Source organism: Pseudomonas sp. P179, assembly GCF_000478485.2.
GTDB lineage: Bacteria > Pseudomonadota > Gammaproteobacteria > Pseudomonadales > Pseudomonadaceae > Pseudomonas > Pseudomonas aeruginosa.
On sequence record NZ_KI517354.1, the window covers coordinates 664694 to 688029 of the forward strand.

At 60.7% G+C, this 23336-nt stretch carries 22 protein-coding genes and 1 tRNA gene; 3 read left to right on the top strand and 20 right to left on the bottom strand.

Annotation, left to right across the window (positions count from 1 at the left end; genetic code table 11):
- Window positions 1–14: 14 nt before the first annotated feature.
- From HMPREF1224_RS44015 to HMPREF1224_RS46150, 6 genes are all read right to left on the bottom strand, one after another.
- Window positions 15–1703: a nuclease-related domain-containing DEAD/DEAH box helicase gene (locus HMPREF1224_RS44015; protein WP_010793105.1), complete on the bottom strand. Its 1689-nt coding sequence runs from the start codon at window positions 1701–1703 to the stop codon at window positions 15–17.
- On the bottom strand, window positions 1703–3562 hold the full coding sequence (gene drmB, locus HMPREF1224_RS15560; RefSeq protein WP_010793106.1) for a DUF1998 domain-containing protein: 1860 nt from the start codon (window positions 3560–3562) through the stop codon (window positions 1703–1705). Before drmB ends, HMPREF1224_RS44015 begins: the two co-directional genes overlap by 1 nt.
- A complete protein-coding gene (locus HMPREF1224_RS15565; RefSeq protein ID WP_010793107.1) occupies window positions 3552–6743 on the bottom strand; it encodes a helicase-related protein in 3192 nt (1063 codons plus the stop codon). Before HMPREF1224_RS15565 ends, drmB begins: the two co-directional genes overlap by 11 nt.
- Before the next feature lie 4 nt (window positions 6744–6747).
- A complete protein-coding gene (locus HMPREF1224_RS15570) occupies window positions 6748–8625 on the bottom strand; it encodes a UvrD-helicase domain-containing protein (protein ID WP_010793108.1) in 1878 nt (625 codons plus the stop codon).
- A gap of 419 nt (window positions 8626–9044) precedes the next feature.
- Window positions 9045–9758: a hypothetical protein gene (locus HMPREF1224_RS0111900; RefSeq protein ID WP_003451888.1), complete on the bottom strand. Its 714-nt coding sequence runs from the start codon at window positions 9756–9758 to the stop codon at window positions 9045–9047.
- Between the two features lie 575 nt (window positions 9759–10333).
- A complete protein-coding gene (locus tag HMPREF1224_RS46150; RefSeq protein WP_153565748.1) occupies window positions 10334–10576 on the bottom strand; it encodes a hypothetical protein in 243 nt (80 codons plus the stop codon).
- A gap of 35 nt (window positions 10577–10611) precedes the next feature.
- On the opposite strand from HMPREF1224_RS46150, the gene HMPREF1224_RS15575 reads away from it, so the two are divergent.
- Window positions 10612–11811, top strand: a complete 1200-nt coding sequence (locus HMPREF1224_RS15575) for a tyrosine-type recombinase/integrase (protein ID WP_003451890.1) — start codon at window positions 10612–10614, stop codon at window positions 11809–11811.
- A 72-nt stretch (window positions 11812–11883) separates the two neighbouring features.
- Here HMPREF1224_RS15575 and HMPREF1224_RS15580 read toward each other — a convergent pair.
- The 10 genes from HMPREF1224_RS15580 to HMPREF1224_RS15625 all read right to left on the bottom strand — a co-directional run bounded on the left by HMPREF1224_RS15580 (window position 11884) and on the right by HMPREF1224_RS15625 (window position 20442).
- Window positions 11884–11960: transfer RNA gene (locus HMPREF1224_RS15580), tRNA-Pro, on the bottom strand.
- A gap of 89 nt (window positions 11961–12049) precedes the next feature.
- Window positions 12050–12406 (bottom strand): MerR family transcriptional regulator, encoded by a 357-nt coding sequence (locus HMPREF1224_RS15585; protein ID WP_003090655.1) that lies wholly within the window; start codon window positions 12404–12406, stop codon window positions 12050–12052.
- Window positions 12387–12689: an integration host factor subunit alpha gene (ihfA, locus tag HMPREF1224_RS15590; protein ID WP_003090661.1), complete on the bottom strand. Its 303-nt coding sequence runs from the start codon at window positions 12687–12689 to the stop codon at window positions 12387–12389. Before ihfA ends, HMPREF1224_RS15585 begins: the two co-directional genes overlap by 20 nt.
- Window positions 12690–12692: 3 nt before the next feature.
- Complete coding sequence (gene pheT / locus HMPREF1224_RS15595; RefSeq protein WP_010793110.1) at window positions 12693–15071, bottom strand: phenylalanine--tRNA ligase subunit beta; 2379 nt, start codon at window positions 15069–15071, stop codon at window positions 12693–12695.
- Between the two features lie 34 nt (window positions 15072–15105).
- On the bottom strand, window positions 15106–16122 hold the full coding sequence (gene pheS / locus HMPREF1224_RS15600; protein ID WP_003090666.1) for a phenylalanine--tRNA ligase subunit alpha: 1017 nt from the start codon (window positions 16120–16122) through the stop codon (window positions 15106–15108).
- Between the two features lie 97 nt (window positions 16123–16219).
- Complete coding sequence (gene rplT / locus HMPREF1224_RS15605) at window positions 16220–16576, bottom strand: 50S ribosomal protein L20 (protein WP_003099086.1); 357 nt, start codon at window positions 16574–16576, stop codon at window positions 16220–16222.
- A 23-nt stretch (window positions 16577–16599) separates the two neighbouring features.
- Complete coding sequence (gene rpmI, locus HMPREF1224_RS15610) at window positions 16600–16794, bottom strand: 50S ribosomal protein L35 (protein ID WP_003090673.1); 195 nt, start codon at window positions 16792–16794, stop codon at window positions 16600–16602.
- 61 nt (window positions 16795–16855) lie between these two features.
- Window positions 16856–17407 carry a translation initiation factor IF-3 gene (gene infC / locus HMPREF1224_RS15615; RefSeq protein ID WP_003119938.1) on the bottom strand — a complete coding sequence of 184 codons (552 nt, stop codon included), beginning with the start codon at window positions 17405–17407 and terminating at the stop codon, window positions 16856–16858.
- On the bottom strand, window positions 17407–19329 hold the full coding sequence (gene thrS / locus HMPREF1224_RS15620; protein ID WP_003090677.1) for a threonine--tRNA ligase: 1923 nt from the start codon (window positions 19327–19329) through the stop codon (window positions 17407–17409). Before thrS ends, infC begins: the two co-directional genes overlap by 1 nt.
- A gap of 249 nt (window positions 19330–19578) precedes the next feature.
- Entirely contained in the window at window positions 19579–20442 is an 864-nt protein-coding gene (locus HMPREF1224_RS15625; RefSeq protein WP_003099092.1) for an alpha/beta fold hydrolase, read from the bottom strand.
- Between the two features lie 191 nt (window positions 20443–20633).
- Here HMPREF1224_RS15625 and HMPREF1224_RS15630 point away from each other — a divergent pair, with 191 nt between their 5' ends.
- Entirely contained in the window at window positions 20634–20960 is a 327-nt protein-coding gene (locus HMPREF1224_RS15630; RefSeq protein ID WP_003090681.1) for a hypothetical protein, read from the top strand.
- Between the two features lie 84 nt (window positions 20961–21044).
- The gene (locus HMPREF1224_RS15635) at window positions 21045–21221 is read left to right on the top strand and encodes a hypothetical protein (RefSeq protein WP_003099098.1); all 177 of its coding nucleotides are present in this window, start codon (window positions 21045–21047) and stop codon (window positions 21219–21221) included.
- 326 nt (window positions 21222–21547) lie between these two features.
- Here HMPREF1224_RS15635 and HMPREF1224_RS15640 read toward each other — a convergent pair whose 3' ends face one another.
- The 4 genes from HMPREF1224_RS15640 to HMPREF1224_RS15655 all read right to left on the bottom strand — a co-directional run bounded on the left by HMPREF1224_RS15640 (window position 21548) and on the right by HMPREF1224_RS15655 (window position 23321).
- A complete protein-coding gene (locus tag HMPREF1224_RS15640) occupies window positions 21548–21835 on the bottom strand; it encodes a DUF3509 domain-containing protein (protein WP_003090684.1) in 288 nt (95 codons plus the stop codon).
- 198 nt (window positions 21836–22033) lie between these two features.
- On the bottom strand, window positions 22034–22267 hold the full coding sequence (locus HMPREF1224_RS15645; RefSeq protein ID WP_003090686.1) for a hypothetical protein: 234 nt from the start codon (window positions 22265–22267) through the stop codon (window positions 22034–22036).
- Between the two features lie 53 nt (window positions 22268–22320).
- Window positions 22321–23103, bottom strand: coding sequence for a type I methionyl aminopeptidase (map, locus tag HMPREF1224_RS15650; protein ID WP_003114411.1), 783 nt, complete (start codon window positions 23101–23103; stop codon window positions 22321–22323).
- Window positions 23100–23321 (bottom strand): ParD-like family protein, encoded by a 222-nt coding sequence (locus HMPREF1224_RS15655; protein WP_003114412.1) that lies wholly within the window; start codon window positions 23319–23321, stop codon window positions 23100–23102. Before HMPREF1224_RS15655 ends, map begins: the two co-directional genes overlap by 4 nt.
- Window positions 23322–23336: the final 15 nt, after the last annotated feature.

Genomic DNA, 23336 nt, shown 5'->3' on the forward strand with positions numbered 1-23336 from the left:
GGATTGGGAGTGCGTCAAGTGTCGCGATTTTCCTTGCCTGAAAGCCATCGCTCATCATCTTCGGAACACACAATACACAAGTAGGCCCGAGCTCTTGAAAGCGCGACATAGGCAAGCTCACGCTGCTCCATTTCCTCGCCGCTGACGATGAGAATTACTGCCGACCGCTCCAGCCCCTTGTACCGCCGTACTGTATCTACGACCACGTCTTCGAGTACCATGGATTCGGCGTCTGTAAACGGAATATTTGTTCCACTACTTTTTTCGAGAAAGCTTGTCCGGGCCAGAGGCCCATTGACAAGGACTGCAATGTCACCAGGAGCTACTTCCTCGTTATGTACGAGTCGTCGAAGCTCTCTGTAGGCAGCAGCGATTTTCGAATCAGGACTATCAGCGCTGAGCCAAGAGACCTCGAGACCATCGGGCCCATCGGCGATTATCTCGGGGCCCGAATAATGTGTCGAAGCGGCCTGGTGGATGTTCTTCGTGTTGCGAAGATTTCGAGAAAGCCTAACCGGGACCACGCTCAGATCATGAACACCATTCCCGGCGCTGTCGTAAACTTTCTGATTGCTATCCAAGAAAACGCGAAGACTTCCACTGCTAGTGAGACAGGCGTCGATCGCGACCCACCATTCAGCACGGAAATCTTGGCCTTCATCGACAATAATGGTGTCCCACTTTAGCGCAGGCTGGATCTCCATCGCACAATAGAGCGCGTTTGGTAGGGCACTGTCGTAGAGATCCTGCTCACAGGTATCGGACGGTATCGGGATCCCCGCCTGACGCGAGATGCGCCCGCACAACGCATGAAATCCAGCAACTGTTAGATTTTCAACGTCTTTCAGTTTTCGCTCAAGGTTTGTTGCCAACGGGCGACTATGACAAGTCAGTAGAGTCCTGCGACCTGCTGCGGCGGACCTGAGCGCTTCCTCGATCGCCACCACAGTCTTGCCAGTCCCTGCCCCACCCCGGATTAGAGCTCTCGGTATATCACGGATGATATCCAATACATGGTACTGGGACGGTTCAAGGACGCGAAACTCCGTATCAGCTTCCGCTAGAGCAGCCCCAATCCGGAAACTAAGGGTGAAGGGGTGCGCCAGTATTCTTTCCAGCGCCGCAATGCCGTCACGACCAAGCGGTTGGCAGTTGTTAGGCCGATGTCCCGCCTTCAAACGGTCGGCGATCCATTCGCCCAGCCTCTGCTCAAACTGAAGTGAGCAGCAGAACACCCAGGCCGGGCGATCAGCTCCGAGGTCGCCTCGGGGAGAACCGGCACTCGGGAAGATCACACCATGAGCGGCATGTATGAAACGCTTTGGCCATCTGGCTGACCTATTAAGACGGCTGAGAATCTCATGCTTAGCGCCTCGCGCCTGCGCTACTGGATCCTTGATCTTGTGGACAAAATTGCCGTGGTCAGTGCTGCGCCACTGAGAGTCCTTTGGATCGAAGGAAATCTCCTTCCCCCCTTTGACCTCAATCGCAAGGATACCGTGATCAGGATGTGCAACGAGAAAGTCGCATTCGCCATCTTTCTCGTTCCCCAGCCTGTCGGTACCCAGCCAAGGACTCGAGTAGAAGACATGAAAGGTATCGTTGAGAACCTCTGCCAGGCGGTTGTATACGCGAACCTCAGCGCGGCGCCTCGGGTCATCCAGTACCGATCGTGGCAGTTTCCTTGGCCAGAGTACTGCCATCAGTCTCTCCTAAGCATGTCTTCGAAATATCCGAGTCCAGAGCCTGTACCGTCACCGATCAAAAGGGCACGGTCTAAGAAGCTGTTGAAAGCTTCGCATGATGTCTCTGGAGCAAGACAGCAAGCATGGCACACTGAGTGCGAGTAACTGTTGATCGCTGCCATCATGTCCGTGATGCAAAGCGGGTCGGATGAACACCACTCGATCGCGTCAATCGCGCGCTGAAGAATGCCCTCTATGCGCCCTGTCTTTCCCTGCCGCTGAAGTCCGCCAAGCGTTCCGTCCGAATCCGGTGTCGCCGTATAAATCAGAAGCCCGGCCATCTGCTCATCGCCACTCCCGGCATAGATCCTCTCTTGAAGGGACGCTGAGGAGTATCCACATTCCAGCGTAAGTTGGCGCATGAGTGCATGCGCAAGCGTGTGGCAGAGCATGTATCGAGGGGTGATCGCTTGCAACGGCTTGGTGTCGTCGCCGTACCGTTCCTTCCAGTCCGCCTGATGCCGAATCTCACACTCGGAGGCACGTGCAATAACATCAGGACGGTTTTCCCAAATTGATAGCCGCTCTTCGTTTAAAGCGAGAAAGATGCCCTCGCCGCGGACGTCGATGGCAGGGAGCCATTCAAGTGGCTCCTTTGAAAGCCGCGCTACCTCGGGCGAGTCGGGATCGCCAGGCGGATTGATCCGGGTGAATCCTTTGATGGCGCGAACTTCCCGAAGACGGACCGCTCGTACAACTCGAAAGATCCATGGAGCGATTTCCGGAGATACGATTTCTCTTCGGGTTTCGAAGTCGATGTCTGGAGTCCGACTACGACCTGGCTCGGTGACGAACTGTCGATATTCTGCCGGGCGCAAATCGTCGGTTCGGAGCTGCCCATACGATGCAAGGCGGTTTCTGATCGCCTCTGCCAGGTCCGCTGGCGACATTTCCAGATCCTTCAAAATGTTTTCCAGATCACCTTTCGCAAGAAAGCCGATGTAGTCCTCCAACCTTGATAAATCATCGAGATTCGTGAGAGAGCTCCACCAATCGCCCAAGACTTCCTGAAGACGGTCGGACCACGGCGGGATGCTGAGTGCTGACTCCGTCACCGCAAAGTACAGGTTGGACGCGCCGCGCTGGACCGCGTTCTGTTCCTTACCACAGACTTCATCGCCGTCGGCCAGCCATGGTCGATACCCCCGACATTTCGGCCCATACTCCCAGGTCTTCTTTGAGAAAACCCCGTCCATTGACCGGCGTGCACCGCATTTCGGGCAACTGAGGATAAGCCCAGCGAGACCGGGACTCTCGGATTGCAGCATCAGCCCAGGGTGACGGTCTACGTTGTCACGCTGCGCCACCCGGCACTCAGGTTTGTGCCCCACCCACCAGTCCCAGGGAAACTCATCTACATGGCCATGCTTACAGGCCATGACGAAACGGACGGGGATGACGAAAACCTTGCTGTCGCCATGGGCTTTTTCCGTGCATGTCGGACAGTAACGATAAGCATGGCCCGGATCGTTCTTCCAACGCCGTTCCGGCTTGATGACGTCGCAGCTAGGGCATTGCAGCCATTTAGGGAAGCGCACAGCAACGAGACGTCGATTATCCGGATCATCATCCTTCCTACGCTCCAGCGTCACAGGGGGCGTTCTGAAGCCCTTCACACCAAGCTTCTTCTGCAAGCGCGTCTCGCGTATGACCTGTGGGTGGGCCAAACCAGCAGGAGGAAAGGAGCGATCCCATTCCTCAAGTCCCGCAGCGATTCCAGAGACGGCTCCGCCCCCCGCCCGAAAGTCCACTACCGAGCCAGGACCAAATGTCGAGACAACTGCACTACGCCGCAGATCCTGAAGGTCATTCTTCATGTGTATCATCCTTTACCCTGAGGGCAGGGGCCATCCTGAAAGGGGTTCCGGCCTCTACAGTCCGCATGGAGTTGAGGGTCGGCCAAGCTGCGCCGGTATCGCGGCCAGCAGCTCGGCGAGCGGCTGCACGCTCGGCGCTCTGAAGAAGGGATTTCCCTCCCTTGTAGTCGCTCCAGTAGACAGTAGGGGATCTTGCCCTCCATGTGTCGAGACGACGTTCAAGCTCTTCCCGAACAGCTATCTCTTCTGGATCGATCCGATCTGCACGCTCGACGATCCGGTCGATGAGATCCATCGCCAGATCCTCTGCGTCGTCATCCATTTGTGGAGAGTCGAGCATGCCTGGTACGAGATGACGTACTGCAGCCACCAGCGCCGCATGCAGCGCCCGGTCGCGAGCCCGTGATGCGAAGGGAGTAACGCTAGTCGCCTCCACGTCCCTGTAAAGGGTGCGGTGCCAGCTGCAGAACGTTTCGAAATGCGAACGATCACGAGCCTTGGCGTTGTTGAGGACCGGGACAACAAGTCCGCTAACATCTCCCCGCCCGACCCGGCTAGTCGACTGGATGTACTCGGCGATAGTCTTGGGTTGCCCATTGACCAACATGAGACCCAGTCGGGAAATGTCCACACCGACGCTGACCATATTTGTCGCAAGAACAGCGTCGACAGCCCCCGGAAGCCCGACTTTGATGTCGAGAAGGTCGAGCATCCCGCGGATTTCTTCCTGTGTTCTCCGGGATGTGAGCTCCTCAACGTTGCTGAGAGGCCTTCTTTCTTCGGAGCGAGCATCAGCGTAGAGCGCAATACTGTCGGTGACGTCGTCCTGCATGAGGACGAGCGCTCCGCCAAGCTCGCGAAGTGAGTTGAAGTACCCAACGAGTGTCCAGTAGGCGTCTCGACGGACATCATCGCTGAATGCCCCAAAAGCAGTTTGCAGCAGGGAACCTGCGACGGCCTGCAGGGTAAACTTTGCCGATCGACCCGCCGTCGTGACACCGAGATATCGCCTTCCCACTGCCTTCGGTCGACGATCACGAACCGCGAAACCAGAGTCGTCGTGATCGATCGCTGGCGGAGGGAACTGGAATGCTTCGCGGTCAAAAAGAGCCAACACCTGCTCCGACGCTCTGCGGATCGTCGCTGTCGAGCCGATAATCTTTGCCCGATGCCCGCGCGCGGCGAACATCAGGTCAAATGCCGCTTCATAGGTTCCAGCGATTGTCCCCAAGGGACCCGAGATGAGGTGCAGCTCATCTTGGATGATAAGATCAGGCGGAGCGCCGTCCCAAACACCAAATAGGCTGTTGGTTCTTTTCTCGCGGATGACCTGGGCAAACTTGTCAGCCGTTCCTATAAGCAGGGTCGGCCGGTTGTCGTAGACATCCTCGTCGACGGTGAAGACCGGCAAAACCCCGCACATCTTGCATGACCTGTTCGTGCATTCAACATCAACAGGTGAGATCGCGCTTGCCATCGACCATTTCAGTTTCTCGCCACAGACCGGGCACCGGGAGAGCTGCTTTGGAGATGAAACCTCCAAAGCCCCTTGAAGTGAGGCGAAGGCAACCGCACGCTTGTTCGGTGTAGCGTCTCCGCCCACCCACAGCCCGATCGAAAACGGCTCATCCCCTTGCAACGGCAGGCCAGCGGGAGAAGATACTCTCCCGGAGCGTATCGCTTCCAAGGCCACTATCATTGCGGCAGACCGTGCAAATTGCTGGGTGGTCAGCAAGCGAAGTGTGTAGCGCATCAAGGCGCAGACACCCCCGTGGTCATTCGGATCATCGGAGAGGCGGCGATAGACGGCGATGCATGCGATCAGCGCAAGGTATGCTTCGGTCTTGCCTCCACCAGTGGGGAACCATAGGAGGTCCATGACCCCTCTATGCTCGTGGTCACGCGCCACTGATGACGGAGCGCTCAGCAGCAGGAATCCCAGCTGGAACGGTCTCCAACGCAGAGGACCGTGGCGGCTCTTGGAACTGTCCCATGAGTGCTGCAGGTGCATGGCGAAGTTCGCCAGCTGAAAGGCACGCCGGAGCCGCGGATTCGTGAGAAGTTCAAGGACTGATGCCCGCATACGTCCGAGCGCCTCTTCGCAGCGGACCAGGTGCATCTGAGCGATGTACTTAAGCTCACGGCTCACGTCTGCCATGTCATCAAGCCGCTTCAGCTGCAACTGTACCCAGCGATCGTAGGCGTCGCAGAAAAGCTGCAGGGCCTGTTGGAGAGACGCTGTATCGGCCAAGGCCAATGCCTCGGCCGAGAGAGGATCGAGCGCGCCGCTCTCATTGCCCAGCTCAGAGAAAAAAACATGACCATTCGGGTCAACGCCCTCAACAATGGCTGATGGCAGCCATGTCGTCCCGACCCAACGCGCAGTGGAGAGAGCCCCTGCCACCTGTTCGGAGGATTCCCATTCGGCGGAGCAGACATGCCCAACAGCGAACTCTGCCACATTTCTATACAGCAGAGCCCCGCTTTCCTCATCGCTGATCGCGGCGCTCCCATTGGCTTCATCTTGGTGTCTCGACAACCCCCGACGGGGAGGTTTCGGAACCAGCAATGTGCCTTTGCAAGGCTGGACGCGAAGCGATGTCTGGAAAAGCGACGCGGCCTCAATCTCGTTTCGGCTTTGCTCTGGAACTATCGAATTCACGAGCGAAAGAGTGACCAGAACAGCCCCGCCAGCATTGATGCATCGGACACTAAGTGAAACGTTGGGGAGTCCTTTACCGTGTACCGCAAGCGCAATCTGGCGAGGCGGTCCGGCTGACAGGTCAAGGACCGGGATTTCTATTCTGTGCGGCTGGCGAATCCAGATGTCACCACCGTCACGTTGTTCTATCCGGTACGTAGCAAAGCTGCAGATAACCTGTACTTGCGGTACGGCGGAGGATGTAGCGCTGAACGATATGCCTGCTACAGACGGTTTCTGGATCGATCCGGTTCTGACTGCATCGCTCTCACTGTCGCTGTCCTCTACCGAACTCGCCCCCGCGGTTCCGAGGCGATCATCGTCCTCCCCCGCCATCGCCGTACGCTGGGGCCAAAGGATGCCGGTGAGATAGACATCGGATGGGCGCGCGGTCAGCTCCTCATTCTCTACACGTGGTCCGATCAGGTCCTCAAAGAGCCGACAGGCGACGATATCCCTGTCGAGTGATTTATCCTGCATGAGACTATCTCCGACCGAAAAAGGTGAAGGGAGGGAACGCCGCAACTCTAGGTGACAGGACGAAACCGGAAGAAGCCCAGGGCTCATTAAGTGTCTCAAGCTCATTGTCATCCGGGCTTAGTACGATCGTTGCACACCCCTGACCTCTCACATGATTCACGTAGGTTGGAGGCTTGTGGCTACGCTTCTGGTTCCTGTTCTCGAGTATCTCCCAGAGGTCGTACGTGAGTTTGCGCGATAGCACACCAACGCAGAGCCTCTCGTTGCCGGCATATATCCTGTAGCGCCAATCCAGGTCGGGATCGGCTTCCAGCTTGTAGGTGGTGACTACATCGACGACTTTGGTCAGAAAAGCCTGTCCTGCCAAAGCATCGGCTTCGCGAAACTCGCTGTGACCTACAAGACCACGTGCTGTGATATCACCGCTACGACCAATCTCGACCATCGTTGATTGGCCTTTCTTGGTTGAGCGATGAGCCCTACCTGATGCCAAGGTTGATGCTCTAAAGGGACTACGCTCTCCGACGATTAGAGATGAGCGCGCGCGCGTGGCGCCGACAAAGAGTATGCGAGCCTCTTCAATCTCATCCTCGACGCTCTCGAATTCCGAAACGCTCGGCAGGATGAGAACAACGTTGCTCGCCTCGCGTCCTTTGCTCGCGTGAATAGTCCCAACTATCGGTCCATGCAGACCATATTCTGGGAGAGTTAGCTCGACCGGGGGGCGAGTCTGACCCAACCGCCGCCTGAGCCTCTGCATATCGATGGAACCATCCTGGCGCCCAGCAACGCGCATGAGATGCTGCCAAGCCTCAGCAGGCCCATACGGAGGCGAAACCTTGTTTTCTATACGCGCCGCCCAAAGGTCGAAAAAGTGCCGCTCTACGAGGAACAGTTCGACAAAGTCCGAGAAACAGATCGCCAGCCATGCGGGCAGGGTTGCGCCATACCCTGACACGCGCAACCGATGGGGAAGATCACAGAACTGAGACGCCATGAGCACTTCGGCACGTGTTCTGAAAAGCAGAAGGTCGTCGCTGGTAAAGTTAGCAACCTTCATGTCAGTCCATTTTAATCCGCTCTCGTCGGCCAGCTCTCGAATTCTTTGCGCCGTCTCGGCGTGCAATCCGCTGCCGTGCTTTTGTTTGTCGAGAATGTCCTGCCGCAACTCCGAAAAGATCTTCTTAAGACCGGGAGAGGACGTGCGATAGATCTCCTTCAGGGCCAGCGTAGTGAACCCCAATTTTTCTCCAGCCTGCAAACGATCAAGCAAGGGCAAATCAGATTTGCAGCCTGCCTCTTTTCTGCGACTCCCGATACTGTTGTCAGAGAAGCCATAGATTGCCTGGGCCTCATCGGCGAACACCGTGATACCACAGTCCGACGGCAGCCGCCCCACTAGAGCCTCGATCAGGTCCGCTCGCTGTCCGACGAGATCCTGCGCTTCATCAATAACGACGTGCTCGATCTGCAGCAGCTCATCTGCTATATCCTCGTCGTTCTTCAACAGCTCAATGACTCGCGTAATATTCTCTTCGTACGAGCCGGTCAGACTGGCATTCGGATCATGCCCGGAGTGGATGGACCATGCATGCGAATCGATGGTCGCAATCCGGATAGCAAAAGACGCATCACCGACGTACGAATGTAGTCGTGCACGGATTTCTGCTACTGCGGTCCTCGTGAAACTGATCATCCATGTATTGCTGGGCTCGATGTCCTCTTCATTGATCAGATAGGCCAGGCGGGCGCACGCGACGGCCGTCTTTCCGGTTCCTGGGCCCGCCTCAACGATCAGCCGTGAATCTGCATCCTCCTCAATCACTCGGAGTTGATCTGCATCCCAGTCAGACTCCAGCAAAGTATTTCCAGCAGTATCCATGGCTAAGAAATTCCTTTATTCAGCCAAATCTCTTGTTGCGAGGAGCAAGAGCAACCTCTTACGCTCCAGCAGCACTCAATCTTCTTGGCCGCTGCGAGATCAGCTCACAACGGCCTTGGAAGTAATATCTTATGGCATATGCAGGCAAAAGGCCTGCATCAGAATGATGCTTATGGATAGCGCTTGAGAGAAACCCAAGCTAAAGCCATAAAACGCACTGGCAGGACGCACGAGCCCTCATGTGATCATCGTTCTTCTGGCCCCCGCCATTTCATCAACATACCGAGCGTATCCACTTCCCCGACAAGCTCTCTGGCGATCGCCAGACGCTTTAACAGCCCCGCCCTCTCCTCACTCTTTCGCGACAAGGCTTCGTCCTCAGCCTCGCGGAAGAATGCCTGTATCCGCCGAACGTCATCCTAGGAACGAATGGCCTCAAGCAGCTCTTGCCGGGCTTCGGCCTTGGTCTTTTCCTGGCGCTCCCGCTCCCACCGCTCTTCCAGTCGCCGCCGCTCTTCTTCCCATTCCCGCCTTCGGATTTCAGCCTGACGCTCACCCTCCTCGACCAGGCCAGCAATAGTGGTCGCCGCCTTTGCCAGGTAGTCGACTATTTCGTCCAGTTGCCCCCGAAGTTCGCGCGCCCTGACCTCTGGCCAGCGATTCACCCAATCCGCGACTGGATAAGGACTGAATGCCTGGAGGCACAGACGCCCGGTAGCGAAGTGCTTGTGTGTGGTCCAGCTCCAACTGGGCATCAGACGACGTCGCTCAGTAGCCGGTAGCTTGCCAAGCGGGATGTACTCCCCATCGACGTACCGCGCCTCCAGCTCCTCGGTCATCTCGAAAAGAGTCAGGCCGATAGCGACGGAACCCACGAAGACGACAGTCGCCTTGGAGGGATGCCAAAGGCTTGGATAACGATTGTTAACCGTCTTTCCAGGCTTTTCCCTTTCCTCCACAGAAGCGCGGGAATAGATGCGATCGCTCGGCGCGAGCATGACCCGATATCCAGCGGCCTCCAGTCTGAGGAACAGGGCATTGGCCATATCCAGCGCATCGTCGAGCATCGGTTCCGACACCACTACATCCACCAGGCGCCTCTGCGAAGGCTTCAGGTAGCCACTGTCGATCACCTTTCCCTTGGTAAAAAGGTCTCGTACACCGCTGACCAGGGGATGGCGGGCTGAGCGAGAAATACGTGGCCGCGGACGGGCAACCTGACGCTCAGGCGGTCTGGGAAGCGGATACCTGGCCGGCCCTGGGGCATCGCCTCTTCGCCATATCAAATGGTCTCCCGGGCGTGCATCAGGCAAGGGTACCTGGGGACTTGGCTTGCCATGCGCGAGCTTGGCCCAGTGGCCGCGCGGCGGGCGCGGCACGTTCATGGAGGTGCAGACCCTCGCCATGAAGCTCGACGAAACCCCATAGCGCTCGGCCACCCTGAGCATCGGATGACGCCACACCTCATCGTAGAGTGCCTCCCGGGACACCTGCCCAGGCGGATCATCGCGATCCGTGGCACCTAGCAGAACTGAATTCACCCACCATCCTCCTGTCGCTCAACATCAAGATATCGTCGCCTCCCGCATCGCCTGGCCGCTCGTGGCTGCACCTTCGCCTGGACATGCAGCAACCCGCCACAGCGGGTTGCCCCTTCATCGGGTCTGTCTCGAACATGACACCCTCATGCCAGGAGGCAGATGCCATGTCAGACGCCAGCAGGAAACCCCTGTCCAACCGGCTTTCTTGCCCACCACGCGTTATCCGGGCCGGGGCGGCGCCCGCTTATCTCGGGATGTGCAGGGATGAATTCAACAAGACCGTACGTCCATATGTCCGCGAATTTCGCATAGGCCGGCAAGGCATCGGCTTTGATCGCGAGGAGCTGGACGCCTGGGCAAACGACTACATCGAACGAGCGGTTATTGAAAAGAACGGTGCCCAGGGACAAGATCGATTCCGCAGCGAGCGCCAAGGAGAAAAACCATGGCGCGAAAAACCATCACTGGCCTCTACGAGAGAAACGGAATCTGGCATGTCGACAAGGTCGTCAGAGGTCAGCGACTTCAAGAAAGCACTGGAACAAGCAACCGGGAGGAAGCAGAACAGTACCTGATACACCGGCTCGAGAAGCTCCGACAGGAGAAGGTCTACGGTATTCGCCGAGTCAGGAGCTGGCGCGAAGCCGCGACCCGCTACCTGATGGAGTATAAGGACATGCCGTCGATCGGCCTGGCCGCCATCTACCTCGAACAGTTGGACCCCTACATCGGCGACCTACCGCTCACGCACGTCGATGACGAGTCGCTTTCCCCGTACATCAAGGACAAGCTGAAGCCGAGCAGGGCATCGACCGGCAAGGTGAAGCCTGGTGTAACCCCAAGGACGGTGAACATCGCCCTGGAGAAGGTCATCCGCATTCTCAACCTATGCGCCCGGAAATGGCGTGACGAAGAGAAACGGCCCTGGCTGGACACGGTACCGATGATCAACAAGCTGGACGAGAAGCGGTCGAGGCGTCCCCCCTACCCGCTTTCGTGGGAAGAGCAATCGCTGCTGTTCTCGGAACTGCCGGACCACCTGCGCCGAATGGCGCTCTACAAGGTCAACTGCGGCTCTCGGGAGCAAGAAGTGGTCAAGCTGAGGTGGGACTGGGAGATCCCGGTACCGGAGTTGGATACCAGCGTGTTCCTGATTCCTTCGGACTTTGGAGGTAGGGACAAGGGATCAGGTGTGAAGAACGGAGAGGAACGGCTGGTCGTGCTGAACACGGTGGCCAAGTCAGTAATCGAGGGGCAGCGTGGCCTGGATCCGGTCTGGGTATTCCCGTATGGGATGCCCGACAGGAATGGCAAGGCGACACCGGTTCATCGGATGAACGATTCGGCATGGAAGAAGGCCCGGATCAGGGCTGCGAAGAAGTACCAGGAACGCTTCCTGCGACCGGCACCGAAGGGATTCGCCTCGATCCGCATCCACGACCTGAAGCACACCTTCGGGAGAAGGCTTCGGGCAGCTGGCGTCACCGAGGAAGACCGACGGGCCCTGCTGGGCCACAAGAACGGCAGCATCACCAGTCACTACTCGGCGGCGGAGCTGGGAAAACTGATCGATGAGGCCAACAAGATATCAGCGACGGACTCGCGAGGACCGGCGCTGACAATACTGAGGAGGAAGGCAGGATGAAAAGTCCCGCAAAAGTCCCTGAAACGAAAAAGGCCAGCTCATCTCTGAACTGGCCTAAGTCGTGGAGTTATTTGGTCGGGACGGAGTGATTCGAACACTCGACCCCTTGCACCCCATGCAAGTGCGCTACCAGGCTGCGCTACGCCCCGACTGTACTTCCAAGCTCAGTGGCTGTGCTTCCGAAGTGAGCCGCACTATATACTAAGCTTCTGATAAGTGGAAGTTTTTTTTGCTTCCGTCACTTCTTCAGGACCAGTAGGACTTCCTCCAGCTCGGCGATCATCTGGCGGATGAGCTGCTTGTACTGGGTGACGTCGTCCTTGGCCTCGTCGCCGGAGAGGCGCTGGCGCGCCCCGCCGATGGTGAAGCCCTGGTCGTAGAGGAGCGCGCGGATCTGGCGGATCATCAGCACGTCCTGGCGCTGATAATAGCGGCGATTTCCGCGGCGCTTCACCGGGTTGAGCTGCGGGAACTCCTGCTCCCAGTAGCGCAGCACGTGGGGCTTGACCGCGCACAAGTCGCTGACTTCGCCGATGGTGAAGTAGCGCTTGCCGGGAATCGGTGGCAGCTCGTCGTTATGACTTGGTTCCAGCATATGCCTCAACCCTGGCCTTCAGTTTCTGCCCTGGACGAAAGGTGACAACGCGGCGGGCCGTGATCGGGATTTCTTCGCCGGTCTTCGGGTTGCGTCCGGGGCGCTGGCGCTTGTCGCGCAGGTCGAAGTTGCCGAAACCGGACAACTTGACCTGCTCGTTATGCTCCAGCGCCTGGCGGATCTCTTCGAAGAACAGCTCCACCAACTCCTTGGCTTCCCGTTTGTTCAGGCCCAGCTCTTCGTACAGACGTTCCGCAATTTCAGCTTTCGTCAGAGCCCCCATACGCTATTTCCTTAACGTGGCATTGAACCTTTCTTCCAACGACGTGACGATGTTCTGCGTCGTGCTATTGACTTCATCGTCATTAAGAGTGCGCGATGGATGCTGCCAGGTCAAGCCGACGGCAAGGCTTTTTCTATGCGGATCAATGCCTTTACCGTGATACACATCAAACAGCCTGAGGTCCGTCAGCCATTCGCCGGCCGCCGCACGGATTTGTGTCAGGATGTCTTGTGCCGGCACGTCCTGATCCACCAGCAGCGCCAGGTCGCGGCGCACTTCGGGGAAGCGCGACAGCTCGCGGAACTTCGGCAGGTGGCCGTCGACCACTTCGGCCAGCAGCAGCTCGAAGAGGAACACCGGCTGCTCGAGGTCGAGTTTCTTCGCCAATTCCGGATGCAGCGCGCCCAGGTAGCCGACCAGCCGCCCGTCCCGCTCGATGCGCGCGGTCTGCCCCGGGTGCAGCGCCGGGTGCTCACCGGGCACGAAGCTGAAGTCGCCGAGGGCGCCGGCACTGGCCAGCACTGCCTCGACATCGGCCTTGGCGTCGAAGAAGTCCACGCCGTCACGGCCGTTGGCCCAGCCTTCCGGCAGGCGCTTGCCGCAGATGGCGCCGGCGAGCATGGCTTCCTGCTTCAGGCCTTCCAGTTGACCGACGAAGCGCAGGCCACTTTCGAACAGGCGGACCCGCGACTGCTGGCGGTTGAGGTTGTGCTGCAGCGCCTTGACCAGGCCCGGCCAGAGGCTGGAACGCATCGCCGCCATGTCGGCGGAGATCGGGTTGGCCAGGGTCAGCGGCTGGGTGCCCGGATCGAACAGCTCGAACAGGGCCGGATCGATGAAGCTGAAGGTGATCGCTTCCTGGTAGCCGCGGGCGACCAGCAGGCGCCGCAGCAGCGGCAGCGCGGCGCGCGCTTCCGGCTTGTTGTTCGGCGCCAGGCGCGCCTGCGGGTAGCGCACCGGCAGGCGGTTGTAGCCGTAGAGACGGGCCAGCTCCTCGATCAGGTCGACTTCCAGGGAAATGTCGAAGCGATGGCTCGGTACGCCGACCGACCACTGCCCTTCCCCATCGGCTACCACCGTCAGCTCCAGGGCTTGCAGCAGGCGCACGATCTCGGCGGCGTCCAGCGGCATGCCTAGCATCTGGGTCACGCGCTCGGCGCGCAGGGTGATCGGCGCGACCTTCGGCAGGTGCGCTTCGCTGACCTGCTCGACGATCGGCCCCGGCTCGCCGCCGACGATGTCGAGGATCAGGCGCGTCGCACGCTCCATGGCCTTGCGCGCCAACTGGCTGTCGACGCCGCGCTCGAAGCGGTGCGAGGAGTCGGTGTGCAGGCCATAGGAGCGGGCCTTGCCGGCCAGGGCGATGGTGTCGAAGAACGCGGCTTCGAGGAACAGGTCGCGGGTGCTGTCGCTGACGCCGCTGTGCTCGCCACCCATCACCCCGGCGATGGCCAGGGCGCGCTGGTGGTCGGCGATCACCAGGGTGTCGGCGCGCAGGGTGATTTCCTGGCCGTCGAGCAGGACCAGCTTCTCGCCGCCCTCGGCCATGCGCACGCGCACGCCGCCGTTGATCTCGGCAAGGTCGAAGGCATGCATCGGCTGGCCCAGTTCGATCATCACGTAGTTGGTGACGTCGACCACCGGGTCGATGCTGCGGATGTCGGAACGGCGCAGGCGCTCGACCATCCACAACGGGGTCGACCGGCTCAGGTCGACGTTGCGGATCACCCTGCCGAGATAGCGCGGGCAGGCGGCCGGCGCGGCGAGTTCGACCGGACGGGTCTCGTCGTGCTGCGCGGCGACCGCGTCCACCGCCACCGGCGCCAGCGGTACGTCGTAGATGGCGCTGACTTCGCGGGCCAGGCCGGCGAGCGACAGGCAGTCACCGCGGTTCGGGGTCAGGCCGACCTCTATGGTGTAGTCGTCCAGCTCCAGGTAGGTGCGGACGTCCTGGCCGACCGGCGCGTCGGCCGGCAGCTCGAGCAGACCGGCGTTCTCTTCGCTGATCTGCAATTCCTTGGCCGAGCAGAGCATGCCGAAGGACTCGACGCCACGCAGCTTGGCTTTCTTGATCTTGAAGTCGCCCGGCAGTTCGGCGCCGATCATGGCGAAGGGAATCTTCAGGCCCGCGCGTACGTTGGGCGCACCGCAGACGACCTGGAAGGTCTCGCTGCCGTTGCTGACCTGGCAGACGCGTAGCTTGTCGGCGTCCGGATGCTGTTCGGTCGAGAGCACCTCGCCGACCACCACGCCGCTGAAGGCGCCGGCGACCGGCAGGTCGGCGTCGACCTCGAGGCCGACCATGGACAGGCGAGCGACCAGCTCGTCATGGGAAACCTGCGGATTTGCCCAGCTCCGCAGCCACTTTTCACTGAATTTCATCCTGTTCTCCTAAGGAATCCGGTTGCGTTCTGGCCTAGCGGAATTGTCCGAGGAAGCGCAGATCGTTATCGAAGAACAGACGCAGGTCGTTCACCCCGTAGCGCAGCATGGCCAGGCGCTCGGCGCCCATGCCGAAGGCGAAGCCCTGGAATTTCTCGGGATCGATGTTGGACATGCGCAGCACGTTCGGGTGCACCATGCCGCAACCCATGACTTCCAGCCAGCCGGTCTGCTTGCACACGCGGCAGCCGTTGCCGCTGCAGATCACGCACTGGATGTCCACTTCGGCCGAGGGCTCGGTGAAGGGGAAGAAGGACGGACGGAAGCGCACTTCGAGCTGCTTCTCGAAGAAGGCGCGGAGGAATTCCTCGATGGTGCCCTTGAGGTCGGCGAAGCTGACGCCCTCGTCCACCAGCAGGCCTTCCACCTGGTGGAACATCGGCGAGTGGGTCAGGTCGGAGTCGCAGCGGTAGACGCGCCCCGGGCAGACAATGCGGATCGGCGGCTGCTGGGACTCCATGGTCCGCACCTGCACCGGTGAGGTGTGGGTACGCAGCAGCATGTTCGCATTGAAATAGAAAGTGTCGTGCATGGCACGCGCCGGGTGGTGGCCCGGAATGTTGAGCGCTTCGAAGTTGTGGTAGTCGTCTTCGACCTCCGGGCCTTCGGCGACTTCGTAGCCGATGCGGCTGAAGCACTGCTCGATGCGCTCCAGCGTGCGGGTGACCGGATGCAGGCCGCCGCTCAGCTGGCCACGACCAGGCAGGGTGACATCGATGCGCTCCGCGGCCAGCCGGGCGGCCAGCGCGGCCCCTTCCAGCTCGGTCTTACGCGCGTTCAGCGCATCCTGGACCTTTTCCTTGGCCACGTTGATCAGCGCGCCGACCTTCGGCCGCTCTTCGGCCGGCAGGTCGCCCAGGGTCTTCATCACCTGGGTCAGTTCGCCTTTCTTGCCGAGGTAGTGAACCCGGATCTGCTCCAGGGCATTGACGTCTTCGGTGTGTCGCACAGCCTCCAATGCTTGAGAGACCAGCGCATCCAGGTTTTCCATGTATGGACTCCAGATACAAAATAGGGGAAGAGCGGTAAGGCTCTTCCCCTATCGGTGACGTTACGTCCGGACCGAAGTCCGGTGATTGTCGTAGGGCTTAAGCCAAGCTTGCCTTCGCTTTCTCGACAATCGCGGTAAACGCCGCTTTTTCGTTCACTGCCAGATCGGCCAGGACCTTACGGTCGATCTCGATGGCCGCCTTTTTCAGGCCGGCGATCAGGCGGCTGTAGGACAGACCGTTCTGACGAGCACCAGCGTTGATACGGGCGATCCACAGTGCGCGGAACTGACGCTTGCGCTGACGACGGTCACGGTAGGCGTATTGGCCAGCCTTGATCACCGCCTGCTTGGCAACGCGGAACACGCGCGAGCGTGCACCGTAGTAGCCCTTGGCGAGCTTCAGAATTTTCTTGTGACGACGACGGGCGATAACGCCACGCTTAACACGAGCCATGAATTAATCCTCTACCTTAATAATCAGCGCAGACGCAGGGAGCGTTCTACGCGCGCAACGTCAGACTTGTTCAGCATCGAGGTGCCGCGCAGTTGACGCTTACGCTTGGTGGTCATCTTGGTCAGGATGTGGCTCTTGAAGGCGTGCTTGTGCTTGAGGCCACCAGCAGTCTTCTTGAAGCGCTTGGCCGCGCCACTTTTGGTCTTCATCTTTGGCATGTTCGGATACTCCGCATTGAGTGATTACGCATAACCGCAAGGCCTGCCAGTGCCCTGGTGGTTACTTTTTCTTCTTGGGAGCGATGACCATCATCAGCTGGCGTCCTTCCAGCTTAGGATGCTGCTCGACGGTGCCGTACTCCACGAGGTCGGCTTCGACCCGCTTCAACAGCTCCATCCCCAGCTCCTGGTGAGCCATCTCACGGCCGCGGAATCGCAGGGATACCTTGGCCTTGTCCCCTTCACTAAGGAAACGTACCAGGTTGCGTAGTTTTACCTGGTAATCCCCTTCTTCCGTCCCTGGACGAAACTTGATTTCTTTGACCTGCGCCTGCTTCTGGTTCTTCTTGGCGACCGCAGCCTGCTTCTTCTTCTCGAACAGGTGCTTGCCGTAGTCCATGATGCGGCAGACAGGAGGCACCGCGTCGGCCGAAATCTCAACCAGGTCCAGCTTCGCCTCTTCGGCTAGGCGGATCGCCTCATCGATCGAAACAACACCAACCTGCTGGCCATCAGCTCCAATCAACCGTACCTCACGAGCCGAGATGTTCTCGTTGATCGGGGGTTTCGGTTGAGCTCGCTTATCCTGTCTCATTTCACGCTTAATAATGATTACTCCGAGTCTTGGCGACCACGCCGGGAAACCGCCTGTGCCAACAGCTCAGCGAACTGGGTGACGGGCATGGAGCCCAGGTCTTCCCCTTCGCGCGTACGCACCGCGACGGCCTTCGATTCAACTTCCCGATCTCCAATAACCAAGAGATAGGGAACCTTGAGCAAAGTATGCTCGCGGATTTTAAAGCCGATCTTCTCGTTTCTCAAGTCGGACTTGGCACGGAATCCGCTTTCCCCGAGGATCCGCACCACCTCGGCGGCGAAATCGGCCTGCTTGTCGGTGATGTTCATCACCACTGCCTGGGTCGGCGCCAGCCAGGCCGGGAAGGCTCCGGCGTAGTGCTCGATGAGCATGCCGATGAAGCGCTCGAAGGACCCGAGGATCGCACGGTGCAGCATCACCGGGCGCTTACGGTTGTTGTCCTCGGCGATGTAGCTGGCGTCCAGGCGCTCCGGCAGGTTCGGGTCGTACTGCAGGGTGCCGCACTGCCAGTTACGGCCGAGGCAGTCCTTCAGGGTGAACTCGATCTTTGGCCCATAGAACGCGCCCTCGCCCGGCTGGTATTCCCAGGCCAGGCCGGATTCGTTCAGCGCATCGGCCAGCGCGCCTTCGGCGCGATCCCACAGCTCGTCGGAACCGACGCGCTTGGCCGGACGGGTCGACAGCTTCATGGCGATGTCGGTGAAACCGAAGTCGCGGTAGACCTGCAAGGTCAGCTTGATGAAATCGGCCGCTTCCTTCTTCACCTGCTCTTCGGTGCAGAAGATATGCGCGTCGTCCTGGGTAAAGCCGCGTACACGCATGATCCCGTGCAGCGCGCCGGACGGCTCGTTGCGGTGGCAGGCGCCGAACTCGGCGAGGCGCAGCGGCAGGTCGCGATAGGACTTCAGGCCCTGGTTGAAGATCTGCACGTGGCACGGGCAGTTCATCGGCTTGACCGCGTAGTCGCGGCTTTCCGAGGAGGTGGTGAACATGTTCTCGGCGTAGTTCGACCAGTGGCCCGAACGCTCCCAGAGGATGCGGTCGACCACCTGCGGGGTACGCACTTCGACATAGCCATGGTCGCGCTGGACCTTGCGCATGTACTGCTCGAGCACCTGGTAGACGCTCCAGCCATTCGGGTGCCAGAACACCATGCCCGGCGCTTCTTCCTGCAGGTGGAACAGGTCGAGCTGCTTGCCGATGCGGCGATGGTCGCGCTTCTCGGCCTCTTCGATGCGCTGGATGTAGGCCGCCAGTTGCTTCTTGTCGGCCCAGGCGGTGCCGTAGATGCGTTGCAACTGCTCGTTCTTCGAGTCGCCGCGCCAGTAGGCGCCGGAAATCTTGGTCAGCTGGAACGCCTTGAGGAAGCGGGTGTTCGGCACGTGCGGGCCGCGGCACATGTCCACGTACTCCTCATGGAAGTACAGGCCCATGGCCTTCTCGTCCGGCATGTCGTCGATCAGGCGCAGCTTGTAGTCTTCGCCACGGGACTTGAACAGCTCGATGACCTCGGCGCGCGGGGTCATCTTCTTGATCACGTCGTAGTCCTTGTCGATCAGCTCGCGCATGCGCTGCTGGATCGCCGCCATGTCCTCGGGGGTGAAGGGGCGCTCGAAGAAGATGTCGTAGTAGAAGCCTTCCTCGATCACCGGGCCGATGACCATCTTCGCGGTCGGATAGAGCTGCTTGACCGCATGGCCGACCAGGTGGGCGCAGGAGTGGCGGATGATCTCCAGTCCTTCCTCGTCCTTGGGCGTGATGATCTGCAGGGTCGCGTCGCGATCGATGGTGTCGCAGGCGTCGACCAGGCGGCCGTCGACCTTGCCGGCGAGGGTCGCCTTGGCCAGGCCTGCGCCGATGGATTGGGCCACCTCGGCCACGGAGACCGGGTGATCGAAGGAACGTTGACTGCCGTCGGGAAGAGTAATGATGGGCATGGCGCCTCCTCTCCTAGTGGTGACCCCTACCAAAGGCCACGTGGGTTGGGATGTGCCAGTAAGCGTCGCCCGCCGGGCCGGCCTGCCTCACAGTGGCAGGCGCCTTGCGGCACCCCTGCGCCGAAGCGCGCGGACGGAGATCACTGGGAATGGATACTGACGAAAAACGCCGGAGCTGATCCGGCGCGAAGCGCCCATGGTAAAGCATCCGCGGCGAGCTGACGAGCGGTCAGTTCGCCCGGCCTCGCTTCAGGACGTTTCCACGTCCGGCGCAACGCCATCGACGCGCGCCAGGAACTCCAGCACCGACCGGTTGAAAGCCGCCGGACGGGTGGCATTGAGGCCATGGGACGCGCCCTGGATGCGTTGCAGCTCGGCGCGCGGCAGGGCCGCCGCCAGCGCCTCGGCGGTGGCCGGGAATGGCAGCGGGCTGCGTTCGCCATTGAGGATCAGGCTCGGCAGGTCGATCGAGCGCAGTTCCGACAGCGCCAGCGCCGGCGGCTGGTCGGCCACCTGCCCGACCAGGGTCATGGCGTTGTCCAGCGTCATTCGGCGGAACGTCGCCGACGAGCGTTTCCATACCCCGGCGCCGCTCACCGTATCGACGAACAGTTCCAGTCCCCGTTCCGCCTCGCCGCCACGGATCAATTCGAGCGCCTGGCGCCGGAACTGGTTGCGTTCCAATGGTTCCTCGGGCGCAGGCAGGCCGGCGTGGGCGTAGACCTCGGCGGCATAGTCGCCGCCGGGATCGGCCAGGCTCAGCGAACGCAGGGCGTCCGGAGCGGCCAGCGCCAGGCGCAACGCCAGGTTGCCGCCACGGGAATGGCCGAGCAGGTGTACCGGCTCGCCGAGCCGCTCGACCAGCGCCAGCAGGTCGGCGACGTGGCGGGCGCTGGTGAAGTCCGCACCCTGCCCGTCCCAGCGCTCGGGGTAGTAGTGACGCAGGCTCGGCACGATCAGCCGGTGGTGCTTGCCGAGGCTGCGCAACTGCCATTGCCAGTAGCGGTAGTCGCACAGCGAACCGTGGACCAGTAGCACCGGCGTGCCCTCACCCAGGTCCTGATAGACCAGTTGATACCCATCCACCTCGAACGAGGCGAGTTCGCCACTCATGCACGCAACCCTTTCGGTTTCTTTTTCGACTCAGCGCGACGAACGGTGACCGGGCCCGCAGCCCGATGCACGGCATCGCCTGGAAAAGATGGATGTTAACGGCCTGAGGTCACGCCCCGTAATGACAAATAGGTCTAGGGCCGTCTCGCCCGCTGGACTAGGCTGGAAGTTCCCCTGCGGAGGTGACGCCGATGAATACGCCGATCTTCTACGAGCTATTCCGCAACCACCCGCTGCATGCCCCGTCCGCCCGGACCCTGGCGAGCATGCTGGCCCTCGGCCTGGCACTGGCCGGGGTATGGGCCCTGCTGCTGGGCTGGGGCATCGGCCTGGGCATCGACAACTTCGCCATGTACTTCGGCTGGACCGCCCTGCTCATGACCATCCTCCTGGTCGCGCTGTTCCTCGGCGCCACGCTGTTGCGCATGGAGGCCATCTGGCTGGCTTTCCTGCTCGCCCTGCCCCTGCTGACCAGCCTGACCGGCTGCCTGGCCCTGGTCGGTGCCGGCCCCGAATGACCGCGTTTCAGACCATGGTCGAAGACCGATTGCAGTAATTCCCCTTCCCGCAGGGTCTATCCTTGGGTAAGAGGAGGACGAACCATGACTCCCGAATCCTTCGTCACATTGCTGATCGTCGCCTGGCTGGGCCTCGCCGGCGTCACCCTGTGGGCCTTCCTGCGCGTGCCGCGTCGGCGCGCACGCCTGCAACGCAAGGCACGGCAAGCCGAAAACCGGCATCCCGCACGGCCGCCACAGCCTCTTCCGCAGCGCAGCTGAAGCCGCCATGCCGACCGGTCACGGCAGGAAGGCGTGCTGGGAAACCCCCAGCAACAGATAGGCCGCCAGCACGGTGAACGCGAGAAAACCCACGACGTAACGCAGCATCCCGACTCCTGTCAGTCATTTCATCCCTGATGCTGACCCGAACGACCTTGCATCGTTCTGCGCCAGCCTGCCGAAGCGCCGAACGGGCAGGCCAGCCCTGGCCTTCCCTTCCGACACGAGCGGGGGCCGGTCGATCCTCGCCCAGCCCCCTCGAAGCTTCACTCTAGCACTCTCGCCCGCCCTGCCGGAGGTCTCCGCCAGGATTCCGGACGAACCGTTCAGCCCGCCATGTAGCTCGGCAGGCCGCGCTCCTGCAGACGACGCAGGGTGCCGACCACATCCACCGGCAGGCTCCCCGCCTCCAGGGCCAGGTCACGGCGCACGGCGTTGATGAACCAGTACATGCGCTTCTCGTCGGCCAACTGGGCGGCGGACACCACGCGACGGGTCACGATCTCTTCGCCGTTGCGCAGGGTCAGCAGGGCGCCGCCGTCCGGACGCATCTGGGTGGATACGGCAAAGGTGGCCTGGAAGGCATCGAACAGCATCTTGATGGACTTTTCCATGATCGTTTATCCCCTCTTGCATGAAAACCGACCGCGAACTTCAGCGCAGCCGCAACACGGGGAAAGGCGGCAGCTTTCATGCCAGCCACATGGAAAATTAAAACCATTCAAAATCAATAACTTACGAAAAGACTCAGCGAAGCGGTCCGTGCAAACTGCAAGATCGTGCGAAATGCATCATGCGATTTGCCAGCAGGCTCAGTCGGAAAACAGCGGCCGGCCCCGCGCATCGAAGCCGCGCACCCGGTACAGCGCCGCTTCCGCCAGCGACAGCGCGGCCGCCGGACTCTCGCACGGCGGCTGGCCCGGCAGCACCAGCCATTCGGTGCGTCCGTCGTCGATGCTGGTTATCTCGATCTCGGCCAGATAGCCGCTGTCCTCGCGCAACCAAGTGGCGCGCAGTTCGAACTCGCCAAAACGCCTGCCGGACACCCGCCAGCCTCCCTTCGGAAAAGTCGTCGCAGTGTAACCAGGCCGGGCGTCGATCAGCCAGCCAGGTCGGCCAGCGCCTCGCGCTCCTCGTCGCGCAGGGTCAGGACCCGGCAACCCCGCTCGGTGACCAGCACGGTGTGCTCGTACTGGGCCGACAGGCGGCGGTCGCGAGTGGTCACGGTCCAGCCGTCCTTGTGCAGCTTCACCGCGTGGCCGCCCTGGTTGATCATCGGTTCGATGGTGAAGGTCATCCCGGCCTTCAGCCGCGCACCCGCGCCAGCGCGACCGAAGTGCAGGACCTGCGGCGCCTCGTGCATCTTGCGGCCGATGCCATGCCCGCAGTATTCGCGGACCACCGAATAACCGTTGGCTTCGGCGTGACTCTGGATGGCATGCCCGATATCGCCGAGGGTGGCGTCCGGGCGCACCACGCGGATCGCCCGGTACAGGCATTCGCGGGTGACGTCGAGCAGCTTCTGCGCCTGGCGGTCGATGGCGCCGACCCGGTACATCTTGCTGCTGTCGCCGAAATAGCCGTCCTTGATCACCGTGACGTCGACGTTGACGATATCGCCGTCGCGGAGGATCTGCTGCGCCGACGGCCAGCCATGGCAGACCACCTCGTTGACCGAGGTGTTCACCGTGAACGGATAGCCGTACTGCCCCTTGCTGCCGGGAATCGCCGCGAGGGTGTCGACGATGTAGCGCTCGCAGAAGCGGTCGATCTCTGCCGTGCTGATGCCTGGCCGCACCACCTCGTCGAGGGCTTCGAGGACTTTCGCGGTGAGCGCGCCGGCCACGCTCATGCGCTGGATTTCCTCCGCGCTCTTGATCATCCCGAGATCCTCGCCGCGCCCTGCTCGCGGCGGTCGCTTTCGCGCGCTTCGTCCATCAATTGGCGTAGCACCTGCGCATAGGTCAGGCCGGGATTGGCTTCGATCAGCATGCCGATGCGCATCCAGTGCTCGGCCTGGGCATTGATCGAGCGCGACATGGCCTTGCAGGCGATGCGCGCCTCTTCGTGCAATTGCTCGGAAATCTTCACCAGGCCCACACTACACCTCGACTA